The sequence below is a fragment of the Sorangium sp. So ce124 genome (genome assembly GCF_051525235.1).
Lineage (GTDB): Bacteria > Myxococcota_A > Polyangia > Polyangiales > Polyangiaceae > Sorangium > Sorangium atrum.
The window spans coordinates 9,722,683-9,745,621 of sequence record NZ_CP150312.1 but is presented as its reverse complement, the minus strand read 5'-3'; the positions used below and the strand labels follow the sequence as shown (position 1 = coordinate 9,745,621).

At 65.5% G+C, this 22,939-nt stretch carries 9 protein-coding genes and 1 pseudogene; 8 read left to right on the top strand and 2 right to left on the bottom strand.

Translation table 11 applies throughout. The annotated features are described in order from the left end of the window. The first annotated feature begins 46 nt into the window (after window positions 1-46). Genes WMF19_RS36670 through WMF19_RS36660 form a run of 3 tightly spaced genes read left to right on the top strand, consistent with a single transcriptional unit; the run spans window position 47 to window position 6,029 of the window. Window positions 47-4,558, top strand: coding sequence for a toxin TcdB middle/C-terminal domain-containing protein (locus tag WMF19_RS36670; protein WP_437894613.1), 4,512 nt, complete (start codon window positions 47-49; stop codon window positions 4,556-4,558). Then, the gene (locus WMF19_RS36665; protein ID WP_437894612.1) at window positions 4,555-5,478 is read left to right on the top strand and encodes a hypothetical protein; all 924 of its coding nucleotides are present in this window, start codon (window positions 4,555-4,557) and stop codon (window positions 5,476-5,478) included. Before WMF19_RS36670 ends, WMF19_RS36665 begins: the two co-directional genes overlap by 4 nt. Beyond that, a complete protein-coding gene (locus WMF19_RS36660; protein ID WP_437894611.1) occupies window positions 5,475-6,029 on the top strand; it encodes a hypothetical protein in 555 nt (184 codons plus the stop codon). The genes WMF19_RS36665 and WMF19_RS36660 overlap by 4 nt, the downstream gene beginning before the upstream one ends. 66 nt (window positions 6,030-6,095) lie before the next feature. On the opposite strand, the gene WMF19_RS36655 is transcribed toward WMF19_RS36660, so the two are convergent. Then, complete coding sequence (locus WMF19_RS36655; protein ID WP_437894610.1) at window positions 6,096-6,584, bottom strand: hypothetical protein; 489 nt, start codon at window positions 6,582-6,584, stop codon at window positions 6,096-6,098. 17 nt (window positions 6,585-6,601) lie between these two features. Beyond that, a complete protein-coding gene (locus tag WMF19_RS36650; RefSeq protein WP_437894609.1) occupies window positions 6,602-7,192 on the bottom strand; it encodes a hypothetical protein in 591 nt (196 codons plus the stop codon). Between the two features lie 114 nt (window positions 7,193-7,306). Between WMF19_RS36650 and WMF19_RS36645 the strand changes: the two are divergent. The 5 genes and pseudogenes from WMF19_RS36645 to WMF19_RS36625 form a co-directional block, all read left to right on the top strand. Continuing rightward, window positions 7,307-10,735: pseudogene (locus WMF19_RS36645) on the top strand (RHS repeat-associated core domain-containing protein); the annotation flags it as partial. A gap of 16 nt (window positions 10,736-10,751) precedes the next feature. Continuing rightward, a complete protein-coding gene (locus WMF19_RS36640) occupies window positions 10,752-11,030 on the top strand; it encodes a hypothetical protein (RefSeq protein ID WP_437894608.1) in 279 nt (92 codons plus the stop codon). A 375-nt stretch (window positions 11,031-11,405) separates the two neighbouring features. After that, complete coding sequence (locus tag WMF19_RS36635) at window positions 11,406-17,507, top strand: toxin TcdB middle/N-terminal domain-containing protein (RefSeq protein ID WP_437894607.1); 6,102 nt, start codon at window positions 11,406-11,408, stop codon at window positions 17,505-17,507. Beyond that, a complete protein-coding gene (locus tag WMF19_RS36630) occupies window positions 17,504-17,911 on the top strand; it encodes a hypothetical protein (RefSeq protein ID WP_437894606.1) in 408 nt (135 codons plus the stop codon). Before WMF19_RS36635 ends, WMF19_RS36630 begins: the two co-directional genes overlap by 4 nt. Window positions 17,912-18,485: 574 nt before the next feature. Beyond that, complete coding sequence (locus WMF19_RS36625) at window positions 18,486-22,319, top strand: RHS repeat-associated core domain-containing protein (protein ID WP_437894605.1); 3,834 nt, start codon at window positions 18,486-18,488, stop codon at window positions 22,317-22,319. Window positions 22,320-22,939 lie beyond the last annotated feature (620 nt).

Here is a 22,939-nt window from a genome sequence, read left to right as displayed (position 1 = left end):
CCGAGCCACCAGAAAGGTGAGAGCGCCCGTACCGGCGGCTCGCAACGTGTATTACTGGCCCAACCTCGGCCATTGCCGGTTCGGGGCCAAGGTGCAGATGAGCGGGAGCATGCGGTTCGACCACGAGGGCCGCTTCGACCCGAAGCGCATCCGCCTCGCCGACGTGGACGGCTCGGGGACGACCGATATCGTCTACGTGCACCCGGACGGCGTGCGCTTCTATGCGAACAACGCCGGCAACACGCTGGCTGCGCCGGTGATCCTCCCGCAGCTGCCCGACGTAAGCGATCTGGCGTCGGTCGATGTGATCGATCTGCTCGGCTCCGGGACCGGGTGCCTGGTGTGGGCCTCGTCGCTGCCCGGGGCGCGCCCGCGGGTGCGCTACATCGATCTGCTCGGGAGCAAGAAGCCGCACCTCTTGACCTCGATCGCGAACAACCTCGGAAGGACCACGACGGTGACGTATGCGCCGTCGACGAAGTTCTACCTCGCCGACCGGGCGGCCGGCCGCCCGTGGGTGACGAGGCTGCCGTTCGTGGTCCATGTCATCGAGCGCGTGGAGGTATTCGATGCCGTCTCGCGGCATCGCTTCGTCACGACGCATGCTTACCACCACGGCGACTACGATGGGGTGGAGCGGGAGATGGGCGGCTTCGGCATGGTGGAGCAGCGGGACACCGAGTCGTTCTCGGCGTTCAGCGGGGCCGGTTTCGCGCCGCCCGCGGCCAATGCCGATCCCGAGCTGCACCTGCCGTCGGTGCTGACGAAGACGTGGTTCCATACCGGCGCCTGGATCGAGGGGGTGAAGATCTCGGCGCAGTACGAGAGCGAGTATTACGCCGGCGACGCGGGCGCGGTCCGTCTGGCGGACACGCTGCTTCCCGAGGAGCTCCGCGCCGTGGAGATGCGCGAGGCGTGCCGGGCGCTCAAGGGGCGACCCCTCCGCCAGGAGATCTATGCGCTCGACGGGTCGGCGGAAGAGCCGCGTCCGTACCTCGTCAAGGAGCACAGCTACGGGATGCGGCGCCTCCAGCCCGCGGTGGGCGATGCGCACGCGGTGTTCTTCGCCCATGAGCGCGAGGCGCTGGAGTACCATTACGAGCGCAGCGAGAGCGATCCGCGCGTTTCGCACGCGCTCACGCTGAAGGTCGACGATTACGGCGCGGTCATGCAGGCGGCGCAGATCGGGTATCGCCGGCGGGCGGCGTGGGCGGAGTTCCCCGAGCAGGGGCAGGGGAAGGCGACGCTGACGGAGAGCAAGGTGAAGCACCTGGTCCCGGACGAAGAGGGGGCTTATCGGATCGGGGTCCCGACCGAGACGCGGACCTACGAGCTGCACGGCCTGCCGCTCGGCTCGGAGGGGGTGCTCGCGTTCCAGGCAGTCTTCGACGCGGCGGCTGCGGCGGAAAACGTGCCGACGCTCACGTACGACGGGACGCCGAGCGGGGGCTTCCAGAAGCGCCTGTTGCAGCATGCGCGCACGAGGTACTGGAGCGACGATCTCACGGGGCCGCTGCCGTTCGGAGAGGTCGGCAGCAGGGCGCTCGTTTACGAGAGCTTCGCCAAGGTCCTCACGCCTTCGCTGATCACGTCCGTGTTCGGGACCCGTGTCACGAGCGGCATGCTCGCGGAGGGGGGCTATCTCCAGCTCCCGGACGATCCGGACTATTGGGTGTCCTCGGGGCGGGCGGTGCCGTCGGCGGCTCGCTTCTACTTGCCGACGACGTTCGTCGATCCGTTCAGCAATGCGTCGCAGGTCGCCTACGACCCGTATTGCCTGCTCGTGACGGCGGTGACCGATCCGCTGAGCAATCTCGTGGAAGCCGTCCCCGACTACCGTGTTCTCGCCCCGCGGCAGCTCACGGACGCAAACCGCAACGTGAGCGAGGTGCGCTTTGACGCGCTGGGCCGGGTCACGGCGATGGCGGTGAAGGGCAAGCCTGGGGCCGGCGAGGGCGACACGCTCGACGACCCGACGGCCACATTCGCGTACGATCTGGAGCGATTCGAGTACACCGGCGAGCCAAGCGTGGTGCACGCCCGCGCCCGCGAGCAGCACGGACCGGGCAACCCGCGCTGGCTGGACACGTACAGCTACTCGGACGGCTCGGGCAACGAGGTGCTGCGCAAGGTGAAGGCGGAGCCGGGGCTCGCGCCCGAGCGCGACGCGAACGGCGCGCTGGTGCACGACGCAGAGGGCGACCTGGTCTTTTCGCACACGACGTCGCGCTGGGTCGGGACCGGGCGCACGGTGCTGGACAACAAGGGCAATCCGGTCAAGCAGTACGAGCCGTTCTTCAGCGCGACGCACGAGTACGAGGACGAAGCGGAGCTCGTGGAGTGGGGGGTCACGCCGATCCTGCGGTACGATCCGCTCGGCCGGCTCATCCGGACCGACCTGCCCAATGGCACGTTCTCGCGGGTGGTGTTCGATGCGTGGAAGCAGACGTCGCACGATCCGAATGACACGGTGCTGGAGAGCTCGTGGTACGCGGCGCGGCAGGCCTTGCCGGCGGGCGATCCGGAGCGCCGTGCGGCGGAGCTGGCCGCGGCGCACGCGGGCACGCCGGCGGTGAGCCACCTGGACGCGCTGGGGCGGGTGTTCCGCGCGGTGGCGAACAACGGGGCCGAGGGGGAGTACATCACCCAGACGACGCTCGATATCGAGGGGAAGCCGCTCGTGATCACGGACGCGCGCGACAACCAGGCGATGCGGCATCGCTTCGGGCTGGGTGGGCAGCTGCTCTATCAGAAGAGCAACGACAGCGGCGAGCGGTGGATGCTGGCGGGCGCGACCGGACAGCGGCTTCGGGCGTGGAACGGGCGTGGGTTCGTCTATCGTTCGTCGTACGATGGGCTGCGCCGGCCGACGCACGAGCAGGTGCAGCTGGGCTCGGGCAGCGAGCGGCTGGCGCGCCGTTACGTCTACGGCGAAGCGCACCCGCAGGCGACGGCGCGGAACCTGCGCGGCAGGGTGTACCAGGTGTATGATGGCGCGGGCGTGGTGACGAGCCAGGCGTACGACTTCAAGGGCAACGTGCTGCAGGCGTCGCGGCGGCTGCGGAGCGACGTGCACGCGGACGCCGACTGGTCGGTGCTTGCGGCGCTCACGGATGTGGCTGCCATCGCGACGGCGGCCGAGCCGCTGCTGGAGACCGAGAGCTTCGGGACGCAGACGGCGTACGATGCGCTGAATCGGCCGACGAGCGTGACGGCGCCGGATACGAACGAGGTCAAGCCGACGTACAACGAGGCGGGGCTGCTCGAGCGGGTCGAGGCGCGGGTTCGAGGTGTCTGGACGACGTTCGTCGACAACATCGATTACGACGCGAAGGGGCAGCGCGAGCGGATCGAGTACGGCAACGGAACCTCGACGGCGTACACGTACGATCCGCTGACGTTTCGGCTCTCGCGCCTGAAGACGACACGGAGCTCGGACAGCGCGGTGCTGCAGAACCTGACGTATGTGTACGACCCGGTCGGGAACATCGTGGAGATCGGGGACAGCGCGCAGCAGACGGTGTTCTTCAACAACGCGGTGGTATCGCCGAGCGCGCAGTACGTCTACGACGCGGTCTACCGGCTGATCGAAGCGACGGGGCGGGAGCACGCGGGCGGGCTGTCGGACGCGCCGCGGGACCAGAACGACCTGCCGATCCAGTCGCTGCCGCACGCGAACGACGCGCAGGCGCTGAGGAACTATACCGAGCAGTATGTCTATGACGCCGTGGGCAACCTGCGGAGGATGGTGCACCAGGCGGGCACGGGAAGCTGGACGCGATGGTATGCGTACGAGGAGACGGAGAACAACCGGCTGACGAGCACGACCGGGGACCCGGAGAACGGGCCGTTCCGCAACTACGCGCATGACGCGCACGGCAACATGACGTCGATGCCGCACATCACGGCGCTGACCTGGGACGAGAACGATCAGCTGAGGAGCACGGATCTCGGTGGCGGCGGGGTGGTTTACTACACCTACAGCGCGACGGGGCAGCGCGTGCGCAAGGTCTGGGAGCACAACGGGCTCGTGGACGAGCGCATCTACCTCGGCGGCTACGAGGTGTACCGGAGGCGCAGCGGGTCGGGGCTGGTGCTGGAGCGGCAGACGCTGCACGTGATGGATGGCGCGCGGCGGGTGGCGATGGTGGAGACCAAGACGGTGGACACCTCGGGGCCGTTCACTGTGACGCCGCGGGTGCGGTATCAGCTCGACAACCACCTCGGGTCGGCGTCGCTGGAGGTCGACGGGGCGGGGCTTGTGATCGGCTACGAGGAGTATCACCCGTACGGGACGACGGCGTACTGGTCGGCCAGCAGCGCCGTGGAGGTGAGCCGGAAGCGGTATCGCTACACGGGCAAGGAGAAGGACGAGGAGACGGGGCTCTATTACCACGGGGCGCGGTACTACGCGCCGTGGCTCGGGAGGTGGACGAGCGCGGATCCGGCGGGGGTGGTGGATGGCCCGAATCTATACGCGTACGTGATAGGGAATCCCGTTCGGTTTCATGATCCGGTGGCCAGGAGAGCGCGACCGACAGGCAGATCGGTCAGATGACTGACGTACAGTTGCATCGGCATCTCAAAGCTCTCACCGAAGAAGGGCGCGCGGAGTTTCGTGCGTCGGCCACAGGAAAGTTCAATGAACGAGTCGTGGCTTCGTTGTCGCAGGGCAAGCTCGAAGCCATCCGCACTGGCGTCACTACAGTGGAGCATGTGCGGCCCGAACCTAAGGAGGTGACGCCATCGACGTACTCGGCGCCCGGTCGCATACATTCTCCGGACGCGACCTTTGAGGCGCCTGGGACGAGTAGCGGCAACGGGGCCGATCGAATGCCCGACCCGGTGACAAAGACCGTCTACGAGTACCTAACGGAGGAGAATCCGACCGCAGGAGCGGTCGTGGAGGGAATTCAGTCGGTTGGTGGCCTCGCACTGCTCACCATGGACGTTCGCGCACTCCTGAGTGGTAGATCTCCTGGTCAGCGACTCAGCTTAAGAGGTGCTGGAGAAGGCGCAGCGAACGGAGGAGGAGCTGCCGCTGGAGCGCTGTCAACGTCAGGTCCTCGCTTGCTACCTCCGCCGCGACCGCTCGCCATGGGGGAAGGTGATGTCATAAGTCACTTCACCGATGCCAAGGGCGTTGAAGGAGTCACGGGTATAGTAGGCAATCGTCTCAGTGTGGGACAGCAGGTAATTGTCAGAGAATTGCGGTTTGGAGTAGGATCGAACGAGTTTCTGGCGGGAGAAAAAGGAAGGATCTTCGTCACCAAGCTCGGGGACGAAGCGACCGTGGGCGAGCTCAACCAGATCGGTGTTTTTGGTGAAAAGCAGTCCTTCGTGGTACAGTTTTCTGGTGAGGCCGCATTCACGCAGGGGGCTCGGGTCACCCCTGAGCTTGCCGCAAGAAATATTTACAGTATTCCCGGTAATTCTACTCTCAAAGAGTATGATTTTATCGTCAAGAGGTTGCGATGAACTGCGGTATAGATCTGAATACTCCTCTGAGTAAGGTTGTTAGCGAGCGCATCGATGAGCAGATAGATGCGCTCGGTGCGTTGGCTGTGGGCTTGGATGACGCCGGTAGGCTCATTGTCGAAGGATTCGTGCGCAGTTCCAACCGTTTCTTGATTGCAGAGAGGTTGGTGCGCTTTGGTCATATTGTTGTTGGGCCGCTGCAGGAGGTCGTGGAATCTGCCACGTGCAAGGAGGTGCGCGTGCTGGGATCCGTTGTGTTGCTTAATCTGAAGGTGTACTCGGTGGTGCCGTATTTGCTTGATGTGATTCGTGGTGATGATGATTATCTGAGTCTTGTTTCCAGTAATCTTGCTGCCGCCGGCGTCGTGCAGGCTGGTGATCTTATGGTGGAGCGACTTCGGACGCTGACGGAGGCCAGGAAATACGAGATCGTTGGCCTGTTGACGGCACTTGAGAAGCTGGGAGTTCCCTTGCCTGATGACGTTCGTGAGCGTTTTGGCGCACCCGATACGCCTTTTGAAATACGTCTGTCGTTGCCAGCAAAGCGATGAGTTTGCGACCCGTCGATGTTGGTAGCTGGTAAGCAATTTAATGCCCCTTGATGCATGGGCGATCGGTTAAGAATCCGCGGCAATTCCCGCGCGTTTTGCCTTGCGGGAGCGCTCTCGGCGCTGCCGGCGGGACTTGCCCAGTACTTTGGCGAGCAGCAGTATCCGTCGCTCCATCTCGGCCAGATCGACGTTCTGGCCGCGCATGCGCAGTGCGAGGATCATGGGAACGGCGCGGTTGAGCGTCAGGTAATAGCGGTCCTCGCCGCCGTCGGTGGGCGCGATCCCGACGACGCGAAAGGTTCCCTCGACGCGCTTCTCGTCGACGCGCGCGGCGAGGACGACATCCACGTCCAGACGCCTCTTCTCGAAGTCGAGCGCCCCCGTCGCGAGCGCCTCATCGAGTTTCATTCCGCGGCAGAAACGCTTGTCGCCTCGACCGACACGAACACGCGCGATGCGCGGGTCCTGACTGGCCTTGAGCCGCATGAGGATGTGCACGCAACGTGCCTTGAGGCGCAGAAGCCGCTCGTGATCGACGTAGCCGAGGTCTGCCAAGAACAGGCCGCCCGGTGTCAGGACCGACTCGTCCAGGTGCGGATTGTCGTGCTCGCGCTGGGGTGAGATGTGGTGCTCGATCGGAGGTGGTCCTTGAGCGAGATGACCGCATGAATCTTGAACGAAGCCGGGCGCTCGGGGCTTGTCGAAGGCGACCAACACGCCGCGAGCTTGCGGAGCACCTGACAGCTCGAGTCGGCCACCTGGACGTCGGAGAAGTGCTCAAGCAGACGCTCCATCTCCGCCACATCGCGCAACGAGGGGTCGACCGCCCGCACCGCGGCCATCGCGCGGCGAGTCACGTCCGCCATCAGGTTCGCGAACGGCACCGTGAAGCGGTCGTAGAAGGCCGAGGGCGCCAAGTCCTGGCCGGTCAGATGGATGTAGTTGGCGAAGATCGTCGTCTGCGTGCCGGGTAGACCCGACATCGCCAAGACGAATGCCTCCACCAAGGCGCTCACATCGACCTTTCGGTCGCGCGTGACCGCCCCCATCTGCCGCGCCGCCGCCCACAGGGCCTCCGCGTCGAACAGCTCGTGGTACTTCGCGAGAAAGGGGACCGGCACCGCGGGCGGCGCCGATGTGGGCTTACCGGAGGGCTTCGCCATGGCCGCACGATCGCCGACTGTGATCGAAATGTCGATCGTCCTCGGGCCGCTGCGGTCAAGCGATCGATTTTATTGGCAGAATCGTCCGCTCTGCTAACCGGACGCCCATGCCTGCGCTGGCTGGACACGTACAGCTACTCGGACGGCTCGGGCAACGAGGTGCTGCGCAAGGTGAAGGCGGAGCCGGGGCTCGCGCCCGAGCGCGACGCGAACGGCGCGCTGGTGCATGACGCGGAGGGCGACCTGGTCTTTTCGCATGCGACGTCGCGCTGGGTCGGGACCGGGCGCACGGTGCTCGACAATAAGGGCAATCCGGTCAAGCAGTACGAGCCGTTCTTCAGCGCGACGCACGAGTACGAGGACGAAACGGAGCTCGTGGAGTGGGGGGTCACGCCGATCCTGCGGTACGATCCGCTCGGCCGGCTCATCCGGACCGACCTGCCGAACGGCACGTTCTCCCGGGTGGTGTTCGATGCGTGGAAGCAGACGTCGCACGATCCGAACGACACCGTGCTGGAGAGCGCGTGGTACGCCGCGCGCCAGGCCCTGCCGGCGGGCGAACCGGAGCGCCGTGCGGCCGACCTGGCGGCCGCGCACGCCGGGACGCCGGCGGTGAGCCACCTGGACGCGCTGGGGCGGGTGTTCCGCGCGGTGGCGGACAACGGCGCCGAGGGGGAGTACATCACCCAGACGACGCTCGATATCGAGGGGCAGCCGCTCGGGATCACGGACGCGCGCGGCAACCAGGCGATGCGGCATCGCTTCGGGCTGGGCGGGCAGCTGCTCAATCAGCAGAGCAACGACGGAGGCGAGCGGTGGATGCTGGCGGGCGCGACAGGACAGCGGCTGCGGGCCTGGAACGGGCGTGGGTTCGTCTATCGCTCGTCGTACGATGGGCTGCGCCGGCCGACGCACGAGCAGGTGCAGCTGGGCTCGGGCAGCGAGCGACTGGCGCGCCGTTACGTCTACGGCGAAGCGCACCCGCAGGCGACGGCGCGGAACCTGCGCGGCAGGCTGTACCAGGTGTATGATGGCGCGGGCGTGGTGACGAGCCAGGCGTACGACTTCAAGGGAAATGTGCTGCAGGCGTCGCGCCGGCTGCGGAGCGACGTGCACGCGGACGCCGACTGGTCGGTGCTGTCGGCGCTGACGGATGTGTCCGCCATCGCGACGGCGGCCGAGCCGCTGCTGGAGACCGAGAGCTTCGGCACGCAGACGGCGTACGACGCGTTGAACCGCCCAACCGGCCTGACCGCCCCGGATGGCCTGACCGCCTCGGATGCGAGCGAGGTCAAGCCGACGTACAACGAGGCGGGGCTGCTGGAGCGGGTGGAGGCGCGGATTCGAGGCGCGGTGGCGTGGACGACGTTCGTCGACAACATCGATTACGACGCGAAGGGGCAGCGCGAGCGGATCGAGTACGGCAACGGAACGTCGACGGTATACACGTATGACCCGCTGACGTTTCGGCTCTCGCGCCTGAAGACGACACGGAACTCGGACAGCGCTGTGCTGCAGAACCTGACGTATGTGTACGACCCGGTCGGGAACATCGTGGAGATCGGAGACAGCGCGCAGCAGACGGTGTTCTTCAACAACGCCGTGGTGTCACCGAGCGCACAGTACGTGTACGACGCGGTCTACCGGCTGATCGAGGCGACGGGTCGGGAGCACGCGGGCGGGCTGTCGGACGCGCCGCGCGACCAGAACGACCTGCCGATCCAGTCGCTGCCGCACGCGAACGACGCGCAGGCGCTGAGGAACTATACCGAGCAGTACGTTTATGACGCCGTGGGCAACCTGCGGAGGATGGTGCACCAGGCGGGCACGGGAAGCTGGACGCGGTGGTATGCGTACGAGGAGACGGAGAACAACCGGCTGACGAGCACGACCGGGGACCCGGAGAACGGGCCGTTTCGCACCTATGCGCATGACGCGCACGGCAACATGACGTTGATGCCGCACATCACGGCGCTGACCTGGGACGAGAACGATCAGCTGAGGAGCACGGATCTCGGTGGCGGCGGGGTGGTTTACTACACCTACAGCGCGACGGGGCAGCGCGTGCGCAAGGTCTGGGAGCACAACGGGCTCGTGGACGAGCGCATCTACCTCGGCGGCTACGAGGTGTACCGGAGGCGCAACAGCTCGGGGCTGGTGCTGGAGCGGCAGACGCTGCACGTGATGGATGGCGCGCGGCGGGTGGCGATGGTGGAGACGAAGACGGTCGACACGTCGGGGCCGTTCACTGTGACGCCGCGGGTGCGGTATCAGCTCGACAACCACCTCGGGTCGGCGTCGCTGGAGGTCGACGGGGCGGGGCTTGTGATCGGCTACGAGGAGTATCACCCGTACGGGACGACGGCGTACTGGTCGGCCAGCAGCGCCGTGGAGGTGAGCCGGAAGCGGTATCGCTACACGGGCAAGGAGAAGGACGAGGAGACGGAGCTTTACTACCACGGGGCGAGGTATTACGCGCCGTGGCTCGGGAGGTGGACGAGTGCAGACCCTGCGGGGTTAGTAGATGGGCCAAACCTGTATCAGTATGTACGGGGGAATCCGATACGGTTGGTGGACGCCAATGGGACGGAGTCGAAAGAGGTTGCTGATTTCAAGGCCGGCCTGAGGTTTCAGCTGAAGACCGTATCCGCTGACGATGGCACGGTGAAGCCTGTCCAGCATAGGACGAGAAGCATCTTCGGGGACAGGAAGGACATCAAGCAGATCGGTGAGCTACAGGTTGCGCTGCCTCCCGAGACGAGCACATCGTCTCCGGGAGCGACTCACTCGACCCCGCCGGGACGAGGAACAGGCCCGGCCGGAGCTACGTATGTGCCGCCTGGAAGGAGCAGCGGCGGTCCGACCGACGGGATGTCCCCGGAGACCGCCGCGGTCTATCGATACCTGACGGAGGAGAACCCCGTCCTTGGGGCCGTCGTCGGTGCGGTCCAGGTTGCAGGAGCGATTCTCATGCTCCGTTCCGATGTTCGGGCTCTCAGCTCCGCTGCCAGGGCGAATATCTCGCCGACGTGGAGACCTGCGGCGGGGAAGAATGAGGGGCGAGAGAGCACCCCAGGCCTGTCAGCATCCCACGTGTTACCGTCCGGCAAGGCTTTAAGCTCCCCAGGAGGGCGCCCCATCGCGACGCTTGAGCAGCGGAGTCCATCGATCCTCGTCTCCGAGCGACCCGGCGAAGTCGGAGTCATGATCTCAAGACGCCTCACCCCAACGGAGATGTGGTCGCTGCAGAAGGAGTTCGGAGTCGAGTTCGCTCTGGTCTATCGAACCGGAATGGGACGAGGTGGTGGAGGCGGCACGTACTGGCTTTACTCTGGGTCCGTCGCAGGGGTCAAGCCGCCCATTGGGCCAAACATCCGTCTCATCAGCCACACTCATCCAGAGGGCGGTGACTACGGGCCCAGCGAGCAGGATCTCGGATTCCTTAAGGATTTGCGCAAAGCGGGCTCGCCACAGAATGTGTCTAAGGTGATAGAGCATGATATGAACGTGATCACATTCGGGCAGCCTCGCCCCAAGAAGTAGTAGAGGAAATTGGATCATGGACGACAGCAAGCTGAAAGAGTTTGAGCATATGTGGCAATCGGACAAGGAGCGCTACATGCTGAGCGAAGTCGAAGGCGGCGACTCCTCGAGCAAGAGGTATGCGATCGTCGACATTAGTACGAATCATGGAGTTATCATCGAAGACAACGAGGTCGCGCACGAGGTCGTCCGGCGCATGCTCGAAGCCGGCGTGAGCGTCGGCAATCCATTTGACCTGAAAACGAGAAAAGAGATCCTGAAACGCCGCCTCAGGTCGTCCTGTGAGGGCCATTAACACGATCTCCTCCTGCGGTTCTCTGGTGCCGACCTGGTGCTCGTGAGCTCGGCAATGCTCTAGCGCATCTGCATACCGCACTCGGTCAGCCCGCTGTCAATGAGCGAGAGCCGCTTCCGTGGGAAGAACAAGAGCTCCTGTCGTGTCTCCATGATGCGATCTTTGGATAGCTATATCAGGTTCTTGCCGCAGCTCTTGCTGGAGCTGGGGGCGCCGATGATCGGCGCGATGCCGCTCTGGTCCCCGTGAGGCCGGGCTTGACATCGGTGACCTCTAGCGCCCCGCTGGTGGTGCTCTCGTCTCGGCAATCGCCACCACCCCGCTGAGCCCTCCTTGCGCCGGCAATCGCCAACTTGCCATCGCAGGCATTCGCGAATGCTGATGACGGTCATCGTGCTCGTTGGCGCTGCCCGCGTATGCTGGCGATGGTGGAGGAGGACCCTCTATCAAAAGCGCAACCTCGGCGGAGGCCTCCTGTCCGCGGCGCGACCGCTGCAATCTCGCCCGGCCGTCTTCGGCGGGCAGCTGCTCGACATCGACGGAGACGGGCGCAAGGAGCGGGTGGTGTTCGAGCGGCCGGTGGCGGGCTACTTCGACCGCACCGACGCGGGCTGGGCGGCGTTCCGCCCGTTCGCGTCGCAGCCGAACGTCGACTGGAGCGACCCGAACGTCCGCCTGATCGATCTGAACGGCGACGGGCACGAGGACATCCTGATCACGGGGCCCGACACGTTCACGTGGTATCCATCGCTCGCCAAGGGCGGCTTCGACCGGCCGATCACGATCTCGCGTCCGAGCGACGAGGAGCGCGGGCCGTCGCTGGTCTTCGCCGACGCTGCGCAGAGCATCTTCCTGGCCGACATGAGCGGCGACGGGCTGGTGGACCTCGTGCGGATCCCGAACGGCAACGTGTGTTACTGGCCCAATCTCGGCCATTGCCGCTTTGGCGCTAAGGTGCAGATGGGCGGGAGCATGCGGTTCGACCACGAGGGTCGCTTCGATCCGAAGCGCATCCGCCTGGCCGACGTAGACGGCTCGGGGACGACCGATATCGTCTACCTGCACCCGGACGGCGTGCGCTTCTATGCGAACAACGCCGGCAATACGTTTGCTTCGCCGGTGATCCTGCCGCAGCTGCCCGACGTGAGCGATCTGGCGGCGGTCGAGGTGATCGATCTGCTCGGCTCCGGGACCGGGTGCCTGGTGTGGACCTCGTCGCTGCCCGGGGCGCGCCCGCGGGTGCGCTACATCGATCTGCTCGGGAGCAAGAAGCCGCACCTCTTGACCTCGATCGCGAACAACCTCGGAAGGACGACGACGGTGACCTACGCTCCGTCGACGAAGTTCTACCTCGCCGACCGGGCGGCCGGCCGGCCGTGGGTGACGAGGTTGCCGTTCGTGGTCCATGTCATCGAGCGCGTGGAGGTATTCGACGCGATCTCGCGGCATCGCTTCGTGACAACGTATGCGTACCACCACGGCGACTACGACGGGGTGGAGCGGGAGATGCGCGGCTTCGGCATGGTGGAGCAGCGGGACACCGAGTCGTTCTCGGCGTTCAGCGGGGCTGGCTTCGCGCCGCCCGCGGCCAACGCGGATCCCGAGCTGCACCTGCCGCCGGTGCTGACGAAGACGTGGTTCCATACCGGCGCCTGGATCGAGGGGGTGAAGATCTCGGCGCAGTACGAGCGCGAGTATTACGCCGGCGACGCGGATGCGGTCCGTCTGGCGGACACGCTGCTTCCCGAGGACTTCCGCGTCGTGGAGATGCGCGAGGCGTGCCGGGCGCTCAAGGGGCGGCCCCTCCGCCAGGAGATCTATGCACTCGACGGCTCTGCGGAGGAGCCGCGTCCGTACGTCGTCAAGGAGCACAGCTACGCGATGCGGCGGCTCCAGCCCGCGGTGGGGGATGCGCACGCGGTGTTCTTCGCGCATGCGCGCGAGGCGCTGGAGTACCATTACGAGCGCGGCGAGAGCGATCCACGCGTGGCGCACGCGCTCACGCTGGAGGTCGACGATTACGGCGCGGTCCTGCGGGCGGCGCAGATCGGGTATCGCCGGCGGGCGGCGTGGGCGGAGTTCCCCGAGCAGGGGCAGGGGAAGGCGACGCTGACGGAGAGCAAGGTGAAGCACCTGGTCCCGGACGAAGAGGGTGCTTATCGGATCGGGGTCCCGACCGAAACGCGGACCTACGAGCTGCACGGCCTGCCGCTCGGCGCGGAGGGGGTGCTCGCGTTCCAGGCAGTCCTCGACGCGGCGGCTGCGGCGGAAAACGTGCCGACGCTCACGTACGACGGGACGCCGAGCGGGGGCTTCCAGAAGCGCCTGTTGCAGCATGCGCGCACGAGGTACTGGAGCGACGATCTCACGGGGCCGCTGCCGTTCGGAGAGGTCGGCAGCAGGGCGCTCGTTTACGAGAGCTTCGCCAAGATCCTCACGCCTTCGTTGATCACGTCCGTGTTCGGGACCCGTGTCACGAGCGGCATGCTCGCGGAGGGGGGCTATCTCCAGCTCCCGGACGATCCGGACTATTGGGTGTCCTCGGGGCGGGCGGTGCCTTCGGCGGCTCACTTCTACTTGCCGACGACGTTCGTCGATCCGTTCAGCAATGCGTCGCAGGTCGCCTACGACCCGTATTGCCTGCTCGTGACGGCGGTGACCGATCCGCTGAGCAATCTCGCGGAGGCCGTCCCCGACTACCGCGTCCTCGCCCCGCGGCAGCTCACGGACGCAAACCGCAACGTGAGCGAGGTGCGCTTCGACGCGCTGGGGAGGGTCACGGCGATGGCGCTGATGGGCAAAGCGGGTGCCGGCGAGGGCGACACGCTCGACGACCCGACGGCCACATTCGCGTACGATCTGGAGCGATTCGAGTCCACCGGCGAGCCGAGCGTGGTGCACGCGCGCGCCCGCGAGCAGCACGGACCGGGCAACCCGCGCTGGCTGGACACGTACATCTACTCGGACGGCTCGGGCAACGAGGTGCTGCGCAAGGTGAAGGCGGAGCCGGGGCTCGCGCCCGAGCGCGACGCGAACGGCGCGCTGGTGCACGACGCAGAGGGCGACCTGGTCTTTTCGCATGCGACGTCGCGCTGGGTCGGGACCGGGCGCACGGTGCTGGACAACAAGGGCAATCCGGTCAAGCAGTACGAGCCGTTCTTCAGCGCGACGCACGAGTACGAGGACGAAGCGGAGCTCGTGGAGTGGGGGGTCACGCCGATCCTGCGGTACGATCCGCTCGGCCGGCTCATCCGGACCGACCTGCCCAATGGCACGTTCTCCCGGGTGGTGTTCGATGCGTGGAAGCAGACGTCGCACGATCCGAACGACACCGTGCTGGAGAGCTCATGGTACGCGGCGCGGCAGGCCCTGCCGGCGAGCGATCCGGAGCGCCGCGCGGCCGACCTGGCGGCCGCGCATGCCGGGACGCCGGCGGTGAGCCACCTGGACGTGCTGGGGCGGGTGTTCCGCGCGGTGGCGAACAACGGGGCCGAGGGGGAGTACATCACCCAGACGACGCTCGATATCGAGGGGAAGCCGCTCGTGATCACGGACGCGCGCGGCAACGAGGCGATGCAGCATCGCTTCGGGCTGGGCGGGCAGCTGCTCTATCAGAAGAGCAACGACAGCGGCGAGCGGTGGATGCTGGCGGGCGCGACCGGACAGCGGCTGCGGGCCTGGAACGGGCGAGGGTTCGTCTACCGCTCGTCGTACGATGCGCGGCGCCGGCCGACGCACGAGCAGGTGCAGCTGGGCTCGGGCAGCGAGCGGCTGGCGCGCCGTTACGTCTACGGCGAAGCACATCCGCAGGCGACGGCGCTGAACCTGCGCGGCAGGCTGTACCAGGTGTATGATGGCGCGGGCGTGGTGACGAGCCAGGCGTACGACTTCAAGGGCAACCTGCTGCAGGCGTCGCGCCGGCTGCGCAGCGACGTGCACGCGGACGCCGACTGGTCGGTGCTGTCGGGGCTGACGGATGTGGCTGCCATCGCGACGGCGGCCGAGCCGCTGGTGGAGACCGAGAGCTTCGGCACGCTGACGGCGTACGATGCGTTGAACCGGCCGACGAGCGTGACGGCGCCGGATACGAGCGAGGTCAAGCCCACGTACAACGAGGCGGGGCTGCTCGAGCGGGTCGAGGCGCGGGTTCGAGGCGCGGTGGCGTGGACGACGTTCGTCGACAACATCGATTACGACGCGAAGGGGCTGCGCGAGCGGATCGAGTATGGCAACGGCACATTCACGGCGTACACGTATGACCCATTGACGTTCCGGCTCTCGCGCCTGAAGACGACACGGAACTCGGACAGCGCTGTGCTGCAGAACCTGACGTATGTGTACGACCCGGTCGGGAACATCGTGGAGATCGGGGACAGCGCGCAGCAGACGGTGTTCTTCAACAACGCGGTGGTATCGCCGAGCGCGCAGTACGTGTACGACGCGGTCTACCGGCTGATCGAAGCGACGGGTCGGGAGCACGCGGGCGGGCTGTCGGACGCGCCGCGCGACCAGAACGACCTGCCTATCCAGTCGCTGCCGCACGCGAACGACGCGCAGGCGCTGAGGAACTATACCGAGCAGTACGTCTATGACGCTGTGGGCAACCTGCAGAGGATGGTGCACCAGGCGGGCACGGGGAGCTGGACGCGGTGGTATGCGTACGAGGAGACGGGGAACAACCGGCTGACGAGCACGACCGGGGACCCGGAGAACGGGCCGTTCCGCAACTATGCGCATGACGCGCACGGCAACATGACGTTGATGCCGCACATCACGGCGCTGACCTGGGACGAGAACGATCAGCTGAGGAGCACGGATCTCGGTGGCGGCGGGGTGGTTTACTACACCTACAGCGCGACGGGTCAGCGCGTGCGCAAGGTCTGGGAGCACAACGGGCTCGTGGACGAGCGCATCTACCTCGGCGGCTACGAGGTGTACCGGAGGCGCAGCGGGTCGGGGCTGGTGCTGGAGCGGCAGACGCTGCACGTGATGGATGGCGCGCGGTGGGTGGCGATGGTGGAGACCAAGACGGTCGACACGTCGGGGCCGTTCACGGTGACGCCGCGGGTGCGCTACCAGCTCGACAACCACCTCGGGTCGGCGTCGCTGGAGGTGGACGGGGCGGGGCTCGTGATCGGGTACGAGGAGTACCATCCGTATGGAACGACGGCGTACTGGTCAGCCAGTAGCGCGGCGGAGGTGAGCCGGAAGCGGTACCGCTACACGGGGAAGGAGAAGGACGAGGAGACGGGGCTGTACTATCAAGGGGCGCGGTACTACGCGCCGTGGCTGGGGAGGTGGACGAGCGCGGATCCAGCGGGGTTCGCGGATGGGCCGAGCTTGTACGCCTATGTGCGGGGGGATCCGGTTCGGCTAGTCGATCCTCGGGGAACGAACGCAGAGGATCCGTTGCGAAGTGACGCACCTAGCGGTGTCGTTCAGTTCAAGCATCCATCTGCGGGCGGACAGACCGCTCTGGTTTCCGACGCGCCCATCAGGTTCGAGGAGCCGGGAGCTCCTGAGCCAGTGAAACCCGAGCCTGCACCCGTACCGGTGGCGTCCCGCAAGCCTCCTCACAAGGCCAATCCGCCTCCGCTGGCCAGCACGTCTTCTCCCGTCGCAACCACGGCTCCAGCCGCAACCACGGCCGAGGCAGTTGGGGCCTTTGCAAAGGGTGCTGCAGAGGGCTTGGCATCCGGTATTCTCGTGAATGCAGCGATCGGCGTAGGCGCAGGCCTCGCGGGCGTGAGCGTGGGCGTCGCGGCGGCCACCGTTGGCGTTGTTCTCTTGCCGTTTGCTATTCATGGTGTCATCTCTCACTGGGATGAGATCACGGCGAGCGTCGATCGGCTAGTACATGGCGCCGGGACTGCAAAAGACTATCAGGCCGCTGGTGAGGTGGTCGGCGGTCTCCTGTCCACCGCGACCTCAGGGCCTGCGAGCAGGGTGGGGGCGGAGCTTGGTCAGGCGATTCGCACAGAGGTAACAAGCGCTGTCTCAGCACTCGGACCAAAGCTGGCGCCAGTCGGAGCCTCACTGGACGATGTGGCGAGCAGCTCGATGCTCCAAAGCACGGGAGGTACCGCGACCGCGAAAGGAGGAGCGGCGAGCTTCACCGATGATGGGGAAAGAGCTATTGCAGAGTATCTCGAGGCCTTCGGTAGAAAAGTATGCAAGAACCCGCAGGAGGGTGTTCCCGGCGCAGGGCGGCAGGGTGACGCGTACGTTGATGGCGTCATGCACGAGTTCAAGACGCTGGACCCAGGGGCAGGCCCGGGTACTGTGAAGAACGTCGTGAATGACTCCATTCGCGGCGGGGGTCAGGCACGTGAGATTATCATGGATGCACGTGGTACCGGACTCACCAAGGAAGCGGCAGAGAAGGGCGCAGCGAGAGCCCTGGGTATCTCACGGGGCAAGCTTGACGGTCTCACGATGATTGGTGATGGGTATTTCTTCAGATGGACTCCGAGGTGACCATGTCCAGGCCGATGAGTGTGTTCGTTGATTTTTGCGGCGATGAAGGCGTGCTCCTCAGCGCTCTCACCGAGATTCTCGGCTGCTCTCTCGTGAAAGAAGAGATTGATGTTGGGGTTCTCTATCGTGGTAGGCTCCTTGATATGGAGGTTGTGTTGGTTGGAGATCACGGTCTGGATGATGATTGTGGAATTAAGTTTTCTGAGTATATGTACCAGTTGAAATTGGTGGCGTTCGATTCTGGGATGCGCCTCTCCAGTTACGATCGGATGTATGAGAGTGTTGTTGTGTTCGTTGCGGAGAGGTTGTGTGAACGTCTTCGTTCCAGGACTCAGGTTGTTGTGAATCTGCAGAGAATAATCGCCACGTTCGATCCAGGAGCTGGCGCGGATTGCAGCCAGTGACAGCGGTGGAAATCGGCATCGACGCCCACAAGGGCTGAGTCCAGGCGATTGTCTCACCGACTGCCTGTCCCGAGGCACCGGACGTTGCGTGAGCCCACGCCAGCGGTCGCTTAACTCGACGCTGCGGACCGATGGCCCACGTCGAGTAAAGCGTCTGTACCATGTCCATGAAGCAGGTGAAGACACCGACGTCAGTTGGGTCGGGATTGTCAATCGATAGCCATTTTGCTGAGGCTATACAGGGATCGCTGGGGAGGCAGCCGAGCGGTTCGAGTCGCGGGGACTCGACCATGTTCGGCGCAGGCGCGAGCACTCGCTCCGGGAGCCGGGCAGAGCCGGGTAGCTCGGAAGGATCCCTCGCGCCCCTCCGCCTCCGCGTCAGAGCATCGTACGACGCGCCGCCCGCGTGACCGCCCCCGGGCTGAACCGACGAGGATCTACCCGCGCACGTCGATGAATCGGGATGCTCCCGACGCGCTGGTAGCTCTTCGCGAGCCTGTCCTGCATCTCCGCGGCCGGGTCTTCCTTCGATGCCCTTGACGATCGCGATGCCCACCCTCTTCTGAGCCCATCCGTGTTCGGTGCCCGTGTCACGAGCGGCGTGCTCGCGGAGGGGGGCTATCTCCAGCTCCCGGACGATCCGGACTATTGGGTGTCCTCCGGGAGGGCGGTGCCGTCGGCGGCTCGCTTCTACTTGCCGACGACGTTCGTCGATCCGTTCAGCAATGCGTCGCAGGTCGCCTATGACTCGTATTGCCTGCTCGTGACGGCGGTGACCGATCCGCTGAGCAATCTCGTGGAAGCCGTCCCCGACTACCGTGTTCTCGCCCCGCGGCAGCTCACGGACGTAAACGGCAACGTGAGCGAGGTGCGCTTCGACGCGCTGGGCCGGGTCACGGCGATGGCGGTGAAGGGCAAGCCTGGGGCCGGCGAGGGCGACACGCTCGACGACCCGACGGCCACATTCGCGTACGATCTGGAGCGATTCGAGTCCACCGGCGAGCCGAGCGTGGTGCACGCCCGCGCCCGCGAGCAGCACGGACCGGGCAACCTGCGCTGGCTGGACACGTACAGCTACTCGGACGGCTCGGGCAACGAGGTGCTGCGCAAGGTGAAGGCGGAGCCGGGGCTCGCGCCCGAGCGCGACGCGAACGGCGCGCTGGTGCACGACGCAGAGGGCGACCTGGTCTTTTCGCATGCGACGTCGCGCTGGGTCGGGACCGGGCGCACGGTGCTGGACAACAAGGGCAATCCGGTCAAGCAGTACGAGCCGTTCTTCAGCGCGACGCACGAGTACGAGGACGAAGCGGAGCTCGTGGAGTGGGGGGTGACGCCGATCCTGCGGTACGATCCGCTTGGCCGGCTCATCCGGACCGACCTGCCCAATGGCACGTTCTCCCGGGTGGTGTTCGATGCGTGGAAGCAGACGTCGCACGATCCGAACGACACCGTGCTGGAGAGCGCGTGGTACGCGGCGCGGCAGGCGCTGACGGCGGGCGATCCGGAGCGCCGCGCGGCTGACCTGGCGGCCGCGCACGCCGGGACGCCGGCAGTGAGCCACCTGGACGCGCTGGGGCGGGTGTTCCGCGCGGCGGCGGACAACGGGGCCGAGGGGGAGTACATCACCCAGACGACGCTCGATATCGAGGGGAAGCCGCTCGTGATCACGGACGCGCGCGGCAACGTGGCGATGCAGCATCGCTTCGGGCTGGGCGGGCAGCTGCTCTATCAGAAGAGCAACGACAGCGGCGAGCGATGGATGCTGGCGGGCGCGACAGGACAGCGGCTGCGGGCCTGGAACGGGCGTGGGTTCGTCTACCGCTCGTCGTACGATGCGCGGCGCCGGCCGACGCACGAGCAGGTGCAGCTGGGCTCGGGCAGCGAGCGGCTGGCGCGCCGTTACGTCTACGGCGAAGCACATCCGCAGGCGACGGCGCTGAACCTGCGCGGCAGGCTGTACCAGGTGTATGATGGCGCGGGCGTGGTGACGAGCCAGGCGTACGACTTCAAGGGCAACCTGCTGCAGGCGTCGCGCCGGCTGCGCAGCGACGTGCACGCGGACGCCGACTGGTCGGTGCTGTCGGGGCTGACGGATGTGGCTGCCATCGCGACGGCGGCCGAGCCGCTGGTGGAGACCGAGAGCTTCGGCACGCTGACGGCGTACGATGCGTTGAACCGGCCGACGAGCGTGACGGCGCCGGATACGAGCGAGGTCAAGCCCACGTACAACGAGGCGGGGCTGCTCGAGCGGGTCGAGGCGCGGGTTCGAGGCGCGGTGGCGTGGACGACGTTCGTCGACAACATCGATTACGACGCGAAGGGGCTGCGCGAGCGGATCGAGTATGGCAACGGCACATTCACGGCGTACACGTATGACCCATTGACGTTCCGGCTCTCGCGCCTGAAGACGACACGGAACTCGGACAGCGCTGTGCTGCAGAACCTGACGTATGTGTACGACCCGGTCGGGAACATCGTGGAGATCGGGGACAGCGCGCAGCAGACGGTGTTCTTCAACAACGCGGTGGTATCGCCGAGCGCGCAGTACGTGTACGACGCGGTCTACCGGCTGATCGAAGCGACGGGTCGGGAGCACGCGGGCGGGCTGTCGGACGCGCCGCGCGACCAGAACGACCTGCCGATCCAGTCGCTGCCGCACGCGAACGACGCGCAGGCGCTGAGGAACTATACCGAGCAGTACGTTTATGACGCCGTGGGCAACCTGCGAAGGATGGTGCACCAGGCGGGCACGGGAAGCTGGACGCGGTGGTATGCGTACGAGGAGACGGCGAACAACCGGCTGACGAGCACGACCGGGAACCCGGAGAACGGGCCGTTCCGCACCTATGCGCATGACGCGCACGGCAACATGACGTCGATGCCGCACATCACGGCGTTGACCTGGGACGAGAACGACCAGGTGCGGAGCACGGATCTCGACGGCGGCGGCGATGTCTATTACGACTACGATGCTGCGGGGCAGCGCGTACGCAAGGTCTGGGAGCACAGCGGGCTCGTCGAGGAGCGCATCTATCTCGGCGGCTACGAGGTGTACCGCAGGCGCAACGGGTCGGGGCTGGTGCTGGAGCGGCAGACGCTGCACGTGATGGATGGCGCGCGGCGGGTGGCGATGGTGGAGACCAAGACGGTAGACACGTCGGGGCCGTTCACGGTGACGCCGCGGGTGCGCTACCAGCTCGATAACCACCTCGGGTCGGCGTCGCTGGAGGTCGACGGGGCGGGGCTGGTGATCGGGTACGAGGAGTACCACCCGTACGGGACGACGGCGTACTGGTCGGCGGCGTCGGGGATCGAGGTCTCGCAGAGAAGGTACAGGTACACGGGTAAAGAGAGGGACGAGGAGACGGGGCTCTATTATCATGGGGCGAGGTACTACGCGCCGTGGCTCGGGAGGTGGACGAGCGCGGATCCAGCGGGGATGGTGGATGGGCCGAACCTGTACGCATATGTGAGAGGGAATCCGGTTCGACTGAGGGACCCGATGGGGAGGCAGTCGCAGGAGGAGTACGTTTTCACTGGAGAGCGAGTCGCGCTTCCTGGAGGAGGTTCGGCTCCTGCTCCGCCGGTCACGGTCAAAGGCAGCACGATCGAACTGCCCACCATAATTATCCACAAGGAAGACAAGGATCCAGAAGTCGAGCAGCAGGAACGGATAAATACAGCGAAAAACGAGGCTGAGAAGAAGATCTATAACCACCAGAAGGCGGAGGCAAGCGGAGCAGGCGGGTTCGCTCGCGGCGTCGCGCGCCCCCCTGGGTTGCTAGCTCGCCAAATAGCGGGGTTCATCGTCGATCCATCGGCAGAGCAACTCGTGGATGCGTTCGTCTCGTTAGTGGCATCGGTTCTGCCCCGCGATCCAACGAACCTTCAGCAGGCAGAGCAAGAAGCGGAGAAATTCGAGAGATTCGCGTCCGGCAAGGCAACTGCCGAAGAGTGGGGCGAGCAGGCTTCTCCTATTGTCTCCGTGGCGTTAGGTGCGACGATCGCCAAGGCAGCGAAGCCACCAGCGACAAAACTACCCGGCAGCGGTCCAGCATCTGGCGTAATCGAGGTGAGTCCTCTGGTGAAGTCGACCAAAGCATTTCATGGCTACAATCCTGCGCGTCCTGTCGAATTCGTATTCGACCCGGGCAGCAGCCGGTTCGTGGTCGGTTCCGCGAAGATCTCCGCTGGGGGATCACCCCATCAAAAACTGGCGAACACAGTCGACGCTGATCCTTCTCGCGTGGTCGGTGGAATGTTCCGGAGAGGGCCGAGTGGCGAGATTCTCACGAACGAATTCAGTGGGCATTTCTGGCAGAACTGGACTCCGGAAGCGCGTGAGCAATTGAAGTCTATGCTGGAACAGATGACAGGGCAGAAGGTCATACATCATGAAGGTATGTAGAATATGACGATCTGGGTTCCTTTGTTCAACTTGGGTGAAGTCACCTTCGGGATCGCAGGGACTGCGTGGGGAGCACTCGCAAAGGATGGGACTGTTGCCTCGCTCGCATCTCGCCCTCAGGCTTGTTTGCCGTTCCTCGAGCTTCGATTCGAGCAGATCGACCAACTCGTCAAGAGCTCGCTCCTTCAGAACGGCATCCCAGAGGAGCGCTCCCCACCATTGCCGCTCACCAATGCCATTCTCGTCGGGTTAGGGTCTTCGTCTGCCTACTGGCAAGGCCTTGCGCTTTTACGCATAAGTGAGTTGTCAGACAAGGCGCCATTCGAGGCTGAGCTAAGACGCCTAGCCTCCGATGGCGCCACGCAGGCGGTGCGACATCAAGCCAAGAGTTTGGTGGGATCACGGCGCGGGTAGGGGCGTCAGCCCGCGCAAGGCGGCGGCCCGATCCGGCGGTCCCCAGTCCACTGGACCGTCAGAAACTACTCGGTCCGAAAGACTATTGTCCCGTCTATCGGTAACCCCAAACGAACCGTCGGCGTCGGCATTTGCACTGACGCCATCGGAGCGCGTCGGAGTCAGGTTGATCTTCGGGCCAGGTGATGTGCTGAATATCGTCACCA